We start from the raw sequence: 9,327 nt of genomic DNA on the forward strand, positions 1-9,327 counted from the left end.
GACGACGGGTCGGCAGACGGGTGGGTGGACGAGTGGGCGGGCGACCTGCCCCTGGTCGCCGCCTGGGCGCCGGTGGGACCGTCGGCCGCTGCCCTGCCGCCCGCCACGCGCCTGCGCAGGGGCTGGGACGAGCGGACGTGGCCCAGGTCGACGCGGGGTTACTTCCAGCTTCGCTCGGCCATTCCGCAGCTTTTGTGAATCGAACGGGCGTATACCGCCCGTCCCCGACAGCAAATCCGGTCCTGTCGGAACGTTGCACCCGCGCCCCTGTTCTGGATGTAGTTGAGAACAGGGAGCATCCGATGAAGCCGATCCTGGTAAACGTCGCGGCGGCGGTCGCGGCGCTTGTCGCAACGACCAGCATGACGTGTCCCGCGCTCGCGCAATCCGCGAGGTCGGCGGATGCGCCCCCGCCCCCGGCACCGCCGCCCGTCGCGACGCAGCCCGCCAGGGCGGCGCCCGACATGCAGGCCGTGCTCGATCAGCTGGCGACGCTGGGCTCCAGGCCGGTGGAGACGCTGACGCCGGCGCAGGCGCGCGTGAACCCGTCGGCGGCGGACGCCGCCAAGGCGGCGATGGTGGCCAGGGGCATGTCGACCGCGCCCGATCCGGCGGTGACGACGACCGACATGCCCTATGGCTCCGACCCCAAGCAGTTCGCGCGGATCTACAAGCCCGCGACGGCTGCGGCGGCGGCGGGCAGGCCCATGCCCGTGATCGTCTACTACCATGGCGGCGGCTGGGTGATCGCGGATGTCGATACCTATGACGCCGCGCCGCGCCTGCTGTCGAAACAGCTGAACGCGGTCGTCGTCTCGGTCGAATACCGCCATGCGCCCGAGTTCAAGTTTCCAGCGCAGCACGACGATGCGTTCGCCGCCTATCGCTGGGTGCTCCAGAATGCCGCGTCGCTCGGCGGCGATCCGACGAAGGTCGCGCTTGCCGGCGAGAGCGCGGGCGGCAACCTTGCGGTCGCGACCGCGATCTATGCGCGCGACAACGGCCTCGCCAGGCCGGTGCACATCCTCGCGGTCTATCCGATCGCCAACAGCAGCATGACGCTGCCGTCGCGCACGGACTCGGCCAATGCGAAGCCGCTGAACACGGCGATGCTGAAGTGGTTCGGCTATTATTACTCGACGACGCCGGCGGATGGGGCCGACCCGCGGATCAACCTCGTGAAGGCGGACCTGCACGGGCTGCCGCCGACGACGATCGTCAACGCGCAGATCGATCCGCTCCGCTCGGACGGCGAGACGCTGGCGGCCGCGATGCGAACGGCCGGCGACCGCGTCGAGCAGCGCACCTTCCCGGGCGTGACGCACGAGATGTTCGGGATGGGGCAGGTGGTGCGCGGCGCCCATGACGCGAACGTGTACGCGATCGCCAAGCTGAAGGCGGCGTTCGCGACACCGATGCGCTGAGGGCCGATGCGCCGAAGGTCGGGACGGGCGCGATCGTCGCGGTCGCGCCCGTCCCGACCGCCCTTCCGCCTCGCGAGACTACCCGATGCCGACGCTCACCACCGACACCCTCCTGATCGACTATCGCGACGACGGCCCCGGCGACGGCCCGGTCGTGCTGCTGCTCCACGGCTGGCCCGACGATGCGACGACGTGGGACGCGGTGTTCCCCGCCCTGAACGCCGCGGGCCTGCGCACGATCGTGCCGACGCTGCGCGGGTTCGGCGGGACGCGGCTGGTCGGCGACGCGCCGCGCAGCGGGGACAGCGCGACGCTGGCGATCGATGCCGTCGCGCTGATGGACGGGCTTGGCATCGACCGCTTCATGGTCGCCGGCCACGACTGGGGCGCCAACGCCGCCGAGGCGCTGGCGGTCGGCTGGCCCGGCCGCGTTGAGCGGATGGCGATGCTGGCGACGCCGCCACGGCTCGGCGGCATGCCGACGCCGCCGTTCGAACAGGCGCAGCGGCAATGGTACCACTGGTTCATGGCGACCGCGCGCGGCGCGCGGGCGGTACGCGCCGATCGCAACGGGTTCGCGCGCATCCACTGGGTGAACTGGTCGCCGCCGGGCTGGTTCGACGAGGCGACCTTCGACCAGGTGGCGCGATCGTGGGACAACCCCGACTGGGTCGACGTCACGCTGCACAGCTACCGCTCGCGCTGGGACGAGGCGGAGCCCGACCAGCGCAGCCGGTGGCTGGAGGATAAGGTGAAGGCGACCGCGACACTTTCGCTGCCGACGATCTATCTCCAGGGGGCGGTCGACGGGATCAACCCGCCGTCCGCGAGCAGGGACGTGGCCGCGAGGTTCGACGGCCCGTTCGCGATCGTCCAGCTTTCCGGCGTCGGCCATTTCATCCAGCGCGAGAACCCCGCCGCCGTCGCGCGCCACCTCCTCCACCTGTTCACCGGCGATCCCGCCACCCTGTCCGACACCACCGACCGGAGCCTCGTCATGACCAAAGCCAGACCCCTGATCGCCAGGCTCGCCGTCGCCGGCGCAATCGCGACCGCCGCGATCGGGGCGACCGCCTTCGCATAGACGCGCGGCCCCCTGACCCAGGTCGCGCGGTTCGATCACCAGGCGACGGGCGTCGCGGTCGCCGCCGACGGCCGCCGCTTCGTCAACTTCCCGCGCTGGACCGACGACGCGCCGGTCTCGGTCGCCGAGGTGATAAAGGACGGCACCCTGCGCCCCTATCCCGACGCGAAGTGGAACGAGTGGCGCAACGCCCGGGCTAGCGAGCTGTCGGTCGGCGACCATTTCGTCTGCGTCCAGTCGATCGTGCCCGACGGCCACGGCAATCTCTGGGTGGTCGATCCCGGCGCGCCCGGCAACGAGAAGATCTTGGAAGGGGCGCCCAAGCTCGTCCGCATCGACCTTGCGACGAACAGCGTGACCAAGGTCATCCCGGTGCCGGCCGAGGTGGCGCTGCAAGGCACCTATCTGAACGACATCCGCTTCTCGCCCGACGGCGGGACCGGCTACATCACCGACAGCGGCACGCGCGGCGCGATCATCGTCGTCGATCTGGAGAGCGGCCACAGCTGGCGCACGCTCGACGGCCATCCCTCGACCCAGGTCGACAAGACGGTGAAGGTCGCGATCGACGGCAGGCCGCTGGTGCGTCCCGACGGTCGCCAGCCCGCCTTCGCCGCCGACGGCATCGCCATCTCCAACGACGGCAGGACGCTGTTCTTCCAGGCCCTGACCGGCAGGACGCTGTACTCGATCGACACCGCGAAGCTGCGCGACGGTGTCGGCGAGGCGGAACGCGCGGCGGCGGTGAGGACGGTCGCGACGACCCATGTCGCCGACGGCCTGTGGATGAGCAGGGCGGGAACCCTCTATCTCACCTCGCCGACCGACTATTCGGTGACGCGCCTCGCCGGCAGGAAGGTCGTGCCGGTGCTGACCGACCGGCGGCTGCGCTGGCCGGACACCTTCGCGGAAGGGCCGGACGGCACGATCTACCTGACCGCGAGCCATATCCAGGACACGCCATGGTTCACGCCGGGCGCGCCGCCGTCGGTCAGGACGGAGCTGTTCTCGTTCAAGCCGCCGGAGGCCAGATGACCTATCTTCGCTACAGCGCCGACATCGAGACGCCCGAGCCCGACGAGCAGGAGACGATCGACGGCATCATCCAGGGCATGACCAAGGAGAGCCAAACGGTCGAGAAGCGCGAGGGTCGCGCGGTCCGCGCCAGCCACGCCAAGAGCTCGGCCTGCGCGATCGGCGAGCTGGTGGTCGCCGACGGCCTGCCGCCCGAACTTGCCCAGGGGCTGTTCGCCCGGGGCGGCGCGTTCAAGGTCGCGGTGCGTTTCGCGCAGGGACCGGGCGAGACGCTGGGCGACCGCGTCTCCACGCATCGCGGCATGGCGATCAAGGTGTTCGGGGTCGAGGGCGAGAAGCTGCCGGGGCACGATGCGCCGACGCAGGATTTCGTCCTCGCCAGCGGCCCGACCTTTCCGGCCGGCACCGCGTCGGGCTTCCTCAGCCAGGCGAAGAAGATCGGCGCGACCACGCCGATGCCGGAAGGCGTGAAGAGCGCCGCCTCGTCGCTGGCGCGCAACATCAACAAGGTGCTCAACGCCGTCGCGGGCGGTCCCAGCCCGACCCTCGACTTCTACGGTCATCCGTTCGGCCATCCGCTCGACGACCATTATTTCAGCCAGTGCCCGATCCGGTTCGGCGACCATGTCGCCAAGCTCGGCGCCTTTCCCGCCTCGCCGGCGCAGGACGCGCTGAACGACTGGCGCCTCGATCCGCATCGGGACGAGGACGGCTTCCGCCACGCCGCGACCGGCTTCCTCGCCGAGCACGACGTCGTCTTCGAGCTGCGCGCCCAGCTGTGGGCGAACGCCGGGACGCAGCCGATCGAGGACGCCTCGGTCGAGTGGCCGGCGCAGGACAGCCAGTACCGCACCGTCGCCACGATCCGGCTGCCACGGCAGGACGCCTATGGGCCGGAGCGCGTCCGCTATTTCGACGAGGTGATGACGTTCCGCCCAGCGCACAGCCTCGCCGCGCACCGCCCGCTCGGCTCGGTGATGCGCGCGCGGCTGCAGGTCTATCGCGCGCTGTCCGACTTCCGGCACCGCGAGAACGGCGTGCAGGAGCGGAACACGGGCGACATCGCGCTGATCCCCGCCTAGCGCCCCTGGTTCCCCCGGATGCCCTGCAGCAGCATCCGTCCGAGCCCGCCCGCCGAGCCGACCCGGCGCAGCGGGCCGGTGCGCAGGGCGGTATAGATGCTGGGGTGCGAGACATGGCCGTGCGTGCTGCCGTCCGTGCTCGCCTTCACGCCCGGGCCATCGAGGTTGTCGGGCCGGTCGTCGCGCGGCTGCGAGGTCCTGAACAACCGCGGACCGAGCAGCGCCGCCGCCGCGTCGGCGACGTTGGGAAACGCCTGGCCCAGCAGGCTGCCGACCACGCCGGCGCCGCCGACGTAAAGGTCCCGCTCGGGGTTCTGCGCGGCATGGAGGATCGTCCGGGCGACGTCGTCCGGCCGGTAGAAGGGCGGCGGCATCGTCGCCTGCCGGTCCATGCGGTTGCGCTGGTGCTCCAGGATGGGCGTGGCGATCGGGGCGGGCTTTACCAACGTCACCGCGACCGGCGCCCGATCGGTCATCAGCTCGATCCTCAGCGCGTCGGTATAGCCCTTGATCGCGTGCTTCGACGCCGAATACAGGCCCATGAACGGCGCCGCGACGTCGGACGCGACGCTGCCGACGTTTATCAGGACGCCGCCTTGCGCCTTGAGATGCGGCAGCGCCGCCTTGCAGCCGTGGACGGTGCCCCAGAAATTGATGTCGAAGACGCGCCGCGCGTCCTCGTCGGACAGGTCCTCCAGCTTGCCGGCGATCGCGACGCCGGCGTTGTTCACCCAGGTGTCGATCCGGCCGAAGGTCTCGACGGCATGGGTCGCGAGCCGGTCGACCGCGGCGGCGTCGCTCACGTCGGTGACGCAGGCGGAGGCCAGCCCCCGCACGGCGGCGATCTCCGCCACCAGCGAGGCGAGCCCCTCGCTTCCTCGCGCCGCCGCCACCACCGATGCGCCGCGCGCCGCCGCCATCAGCGCGGTCGCGCGGCCGATGCCGCTGGAGGCGCCGGTGATGACGATCACCTGGTCCGCGAGCGGCTTCAGTCGTATCATCGGAACCCTTTCGGGATCGCGCGCGACCGTGACGGGAGCCTGGGACCGGGCCTAGGACCGGGCCTGGGACCGTTCACGCCGCCTGCGCCTCGACCATCTCGGTCTTCAGGCTGGCCATGTCGATGACGTAGCGGAAGCGGACGGCCTCGTCCTTGACCTTCCTGTACGCCTCGTTGACCTCCTGGATCGGGATCACCTCGACCTCCGGCGCGATGCCGTGCTCGGCGCAGAAGTCCAGCACCTCCTGCGTCTCCGCGATCGAGCCGATCAGCGAGCCGGCGATCGTCCGGCGGTGCATGATGACCTCCTGGTGGTTCCAGCCCGGCATCTGGGCGAGCGCGCCGACCGACACATAGGCCGCGTCGCGCTTCAGCAGGGTGACGAACGGGTCGACCTTGTGCTTCTCGGGAATGGTCGAGAGGATGAGGTCGAAACTCGACTCCAGCGCCTCGTACGCCTTCCTGTCGCCCTCCAGCACCGCGTCCACGCCCAGCTTTTCGGCCTCGGCGAGCTTGTCCCGGTCGGTGGTGAACACCGTCACCTGCGCGCCCAGCGCGCGGGCGAGCTTCACCGCCATGTCGCCCAGCCCGCCGAAGCCGACCACGCCCACCCTGTCGCCCGCCTTCACGCCCCAGTGCCTCATCGGCGAGAAGGTGGTGACGCCGGCGCACAGGATCGGCGCCGCCGCCTCGATCGGGATCGCCGCCGGTATCCTGAGGACGAAATCCTCCTTGACGACGATCGCGTTCGAATAGCCGCCATAGGTGTTGTCGCGGCGGTACATGTTGTCGTGCGTCCTCGCCTTGGCCTTCGGCTTCATCGGGCCGTTATAGGTCGCGAGCCAGCTGTTGGGGCCTTCGCAGTAATTCTCCTCGCGGTCGCGGCACGGCTCGCACGAGCGGCAGCTGTCGACCATGCAGCCGACCCCGACCAGGTCGCCTTCCTTGTGCAGGGTGACGTTCGCCCCCGCCCTTGTCACCCGCCCGACGATCTCGTGGCCGGGCATGCACGGATAGACGGTGTTGCCCCAGTCGTTCTCTGCCTGGTGGATGTCGGAGTGGCATACGCCGCAATACAGGATGTCGATCTCCACCTCGTCCGCGCCGGCCTCCTCGCGCTCGAACTCGATCGGCCTGAGACGGGAAAAGGAGTGGCTGGTGGCATAGCCCATCGCCTTTATCATGATATAATATCCCGTTCTCAGATGGTTACGAGGTTCGTGACGTAACGCGACCGATCGGATCCGTATCCGCTCCACCCTTCTTTTCGGACGGTTCAGGCGTCCGGCCTTTCGCCTTTGATGCGGATGGCCGCGTGGGGGAGCCGAAGGAACGACGCCGCCTCAAATGATCGTCCGGCGGGGACCGGTCCCGGTATTCGACCGGCATGAAACGGGACTCGTTCGCAGGCGGTCAGGATCCGTTCGTGCCGCCGACCGATGCCGAGAAGCAGCGGGTCGGCGCCCTGCTGGCGACGGTCAGCACGCGGACGCTCCTCCTGACCCTGGCGAGCCTGAGCCAGCAGAACGAGGATGCCAGCCTGATCGTCGCCGCGCTGCTCGATCGGTTCCCACCCGTGGAAGGCGAGCCCGATGACCCGGACCGGATCAGGATCCGGTAACGCCGATGTAGCGGATCGCCGCGTCCGTCCCGGCATTGACGGCGCGGAGCGATCCGATCCGGGCGCCGGTCGCGGACCGGACCACGAGGTCGATGTCGTAGTTCCCGCACTGTTCGAGCTGAACGAGATCGGTCATCGAATTGCCGCCGATCGTGTCCCAGACCTCTCCGGTCACATGGAGGCCGGTGCATCGGACCGCACGGATGAACTGTCCGTTCCTGCGACCGCGCAACGTCACGTTGCGCAGCGTGACGTTGCCGCAATCGGTCAGATAGGCCGTCGGACCGTCCTGGGTGGCGGCGCCGAAATCGAGGTCGGCGTTGGCGATCGTGATCCCGTCGATGACGCAGCCCTGAGCGACGCCGTCGTTCCGCATCATCAGCGGGCAACCGGTCGGCCCTTGCGTGATCCGCCCCCTGATGCCGATCAGCGTCACGTTCCTGATCGTCGCCTGCCCCGTCGCCGTGCCGGTGTAGAACTTGATGCAGGAGAAGGCGTCGCTGTCGAGCGTCATGGTCGTGAGCGTGATGCGCTCCATCAGCGCGTTGAGCGACTCCTGGTTCTCGGACGTGAACGACAGCGCGTCGTCGCCGCTCTGGACGGCGATGTTCGATCCCGTGACCCTGCTGCACGCGCCAAAGAAATGGAGCCCGTCCGCCCCCGGCATGTTCACGCCGGAATTGAGGACGAGCCCGTTGAGATAGCCGCCGGCCGAGTTCTTGATCTCCATGCCGAAGCCGGTCAGCGGCCCGGCCGTCTGCACGCCGACGACGGTGAACCCGTCCGTCCCGACGATGCCCAGTCCCTTTCGCGTCACGCCGTCGGAACCGGACGCGGCGCCGACGAACGCGCCGCCCGCGCCGGTGATCGTGACGTTGGAGAGCCGGCCGCCCGTCCGGTTGGTGAGGCAGTGGAGCGTTCCCACCGACGGGCCGTGGTCGTTGTAAAGGTCCCCCGCCATGACGATCCGGGCGTTGCTGGAATAGCCAAGGCCGGTGCTGGACAGCCGGTTCCCGCCCACCGGGATCGTGCAGGTCCTGTGGGCCGCCGCGGCGGCGTCGAGCGCGGCCTGGAGCGTGGCGGTCATGTCGGCGGAGCCCATGGGCGAGGTCATGGACGGTCGATAGGACCCCGGAGGTTACATGTTCCTTGCCACGCTTCGACGAACGGCGAAAAATACCTCATTTGATGTGTCCGCGATATCTTCCGCGCTTGCGGGCCTCGTCGTTAGGCCTGTGGTAAGGATCATGGCGTCCAATGATCCCATGCAGCCGAGCCAGCCCCGTCACGATCGCCGGCGCTTCCTGCGCCTCGCGGCCGGTGTCACCACCGGCGCCCTGTTGTCGGGATGCGGGGCCGGCGGGAGCACGCCGGGCGACAGCATCCGGACCGTCGCGGGAACCGCCGTGCCGGTGGCCGGCGCGACGTCGGCGGGAACGGGGGCGGGAACGGGAGCGGGGGCGGCGACCGGCCAGGTGCCCCTCAACCTGGCGCTGAACCTCGCGTACCTCGGCGCGCAATATTATGGCCATGCGGCTGGTGGGACCGGGCTGCCGGCCACGCTGACGGGCGGCGTCGGTGTCGCCGGGCCGGTGTCGGGAGCCCGCCGGGCGAGCTTCGCCGACGCGCTGACCGCAAGCCATGCCGCCGAACTCGCCGGCGACAAGCAGGCGCACGTCGTCGCGCTGCGCGCGTATCTGGGGGAGCTTGCCGCCGCGCAGCCCGCGCTCGACCTCTCGCCCGCGCCGTCGGGCGCGTTCTCGCTGGCCGCGCAGCGCGCCGGCATCGTGCCGGCCGGCGGCGCATTCGACCCCTATGCCGACGACTCAGGGTTCCTGCTCGGGGCTTTCCTGATCCAGAACGCCGTGGCGGCGGCGTACCGGACGCTGTTGGCGCAGACGGAGCCCGCGGCGGCGGCGCTGGTCGGGGCGAACCTCGCCGACTCGATCTATCACGGGGGACTGATCCGGGCGCTGCTGGACGACCGGGCCGCGCGCGACCCGTCGATCGCCAGGGCGATGGCGAACGCTGGCGCGCTGCTCGCGGCGCATGACGCCGCCGACGCCGGCGACCAGACGCCG

At 70.1% G+C, this 9,327-nt stretch carries 9 protein-coding genes and 1 pseudogene; 7 read left to right on the forward strand and 3 right to left on the reverse strand.

Features of this window, described 5'->3' with window-relative positions:
• From HUV01_RS08100 to HUV01_RS08115, 5 genes and pseudogenes are all read left to right on the forward strand, one after another.
• Positions 1-198 (forward strand): annotated as a pseudogene (locus HUV01_RS08100) (FAD-binding domain-containing protein); the annotation flags it as partial.
• A gap of 104 nt (positions 199-302) precedes the next feature.
• On the forward strand, positions 303-1,424 hold the full coding sequence (locus HUV01_RS08105; protein WP_174297787.1) for an alpha/beta hydrolase: 1,122 nt from the start codon (positions 303-305) through the stop codon (positions 1,422-1,424).
• Positions 1,425-1,509: 85 nt separating this feature from the next.
• Positions 1,510-2,508, forward strand: a complete 999-nt coding sequence (locus HUV01_RS15155; RefSeq protein ID WP_254606497.1) for an alpha/beta fold hydrolase — start codon at positions 1,510-1,512, stop codon at positions 2,506-2,508.
• Positions 2,509-2,637: 129 nt separating this feature from the next.
• Positions 2,638-3,543, forward strand: coding sequence for a major royal jelly family protein (locus HUV01_RS15160; protein WP_254606499.1), 906 nt, complete (start codon positions 2,638-2,640; stop codon positions 3,541-3,543).
• Positions 3,540-4,625 carry a catalase family protein gene (locus tag HUV01_RS08115; RefSeq protein WP_174297788.1) on the forward strand — a complete coding sequence of 362 codons (1,086 nt, stop codon included), beginning with the start codon at positions 3,540-3,542 and terminating at the stop codon, positions 4,623-4,625. Before HUV01_RS15160 ends, HUV01_RS08115 begins: the two co-directional genes overlap by 4 nt.
• Here HUV01_RS08115 and HUV01_RS08120 read toward each other — a convergent pair.
• Positions 4,622-5,626, reverse strand: coding sequence for an SDR family oxidoreductase (locus HUV01_RS08120; RefSeq protein WP_174297789.1), 1,005 nt, complete (start codon positions 5,624-5,626; stop codon positions 4,622-4,624). The two genes, HUV01_RS08115 and HUV01_RS08120, sit on opposite strands and share 4 nt — an antisense overlap.
• A gap of 73 nt (positions 5,627-5,699) precedes the next feature.
• A complete protein-coding gene (locus HUV01_RS08125) occupies positions 5,700-6,809 on the reverse strand; it encodes an NAD(P)-dependent alcohol dehydrogenase (protein ID WP_217430959.1) in 1,110 nt (369 codons plus the stop codon).
• Positions 6,810-7,012: 203 nt separating this feature from the next.
• On the opposite strand from HUV01_RS08125, the gene HUV01_RS08130 reads away from it, so the two are divergent.
• Positions 7,013-7,246, forward strand: a complete 234-nt coding sequence (locus tag HUV01_RS08130) for a hypothetical protein (protein ID WP_174297790.1) — start codon at positions 7,013-7,015, stop codon at positions 7,244-7,246.
• On the opposite strand, the gene HUV01_RS08135 is transcribed toward HUV01_RS08130, so the two are convergent.
• Positions 7,233-8,360, reverse strand: coding sequence for a hypothetical protein (locus HUV01_RS08135; protein ID WP_174297791.1), 1,128 nt, complete (start codon positions 8,358-8,360; stop codon positions 7,233-7,235). The genes HUV01_RS08130 and HUV01_RS08135 overlap by 14 nt on opposite strands.
• Before the next feature lie 133 nt (positions 8,361-8,493).
• On the opposite strand from HUV01_RS08135, the gene HUV01_RS08140 reads away from it, so the two are divergent.
• Positions 8,494-9,327, forward strand: an 834-nt coding sequence (locus HUV01_RS08140; protein ID WP_174297792.1) for a ferritin-like domain-containing protein, incomplete at its 3' end; no start/stop codon positions are given.

The sequence above is a fragment of the Sphingomonas bacterium genome, assembly GCF_903643035.1.
Lineage (GTDB): Bacteria > Pseudomonadota > Alphaproteobacteria > Sphingomonadales > Sphingomonadaceae > Sphingomonas.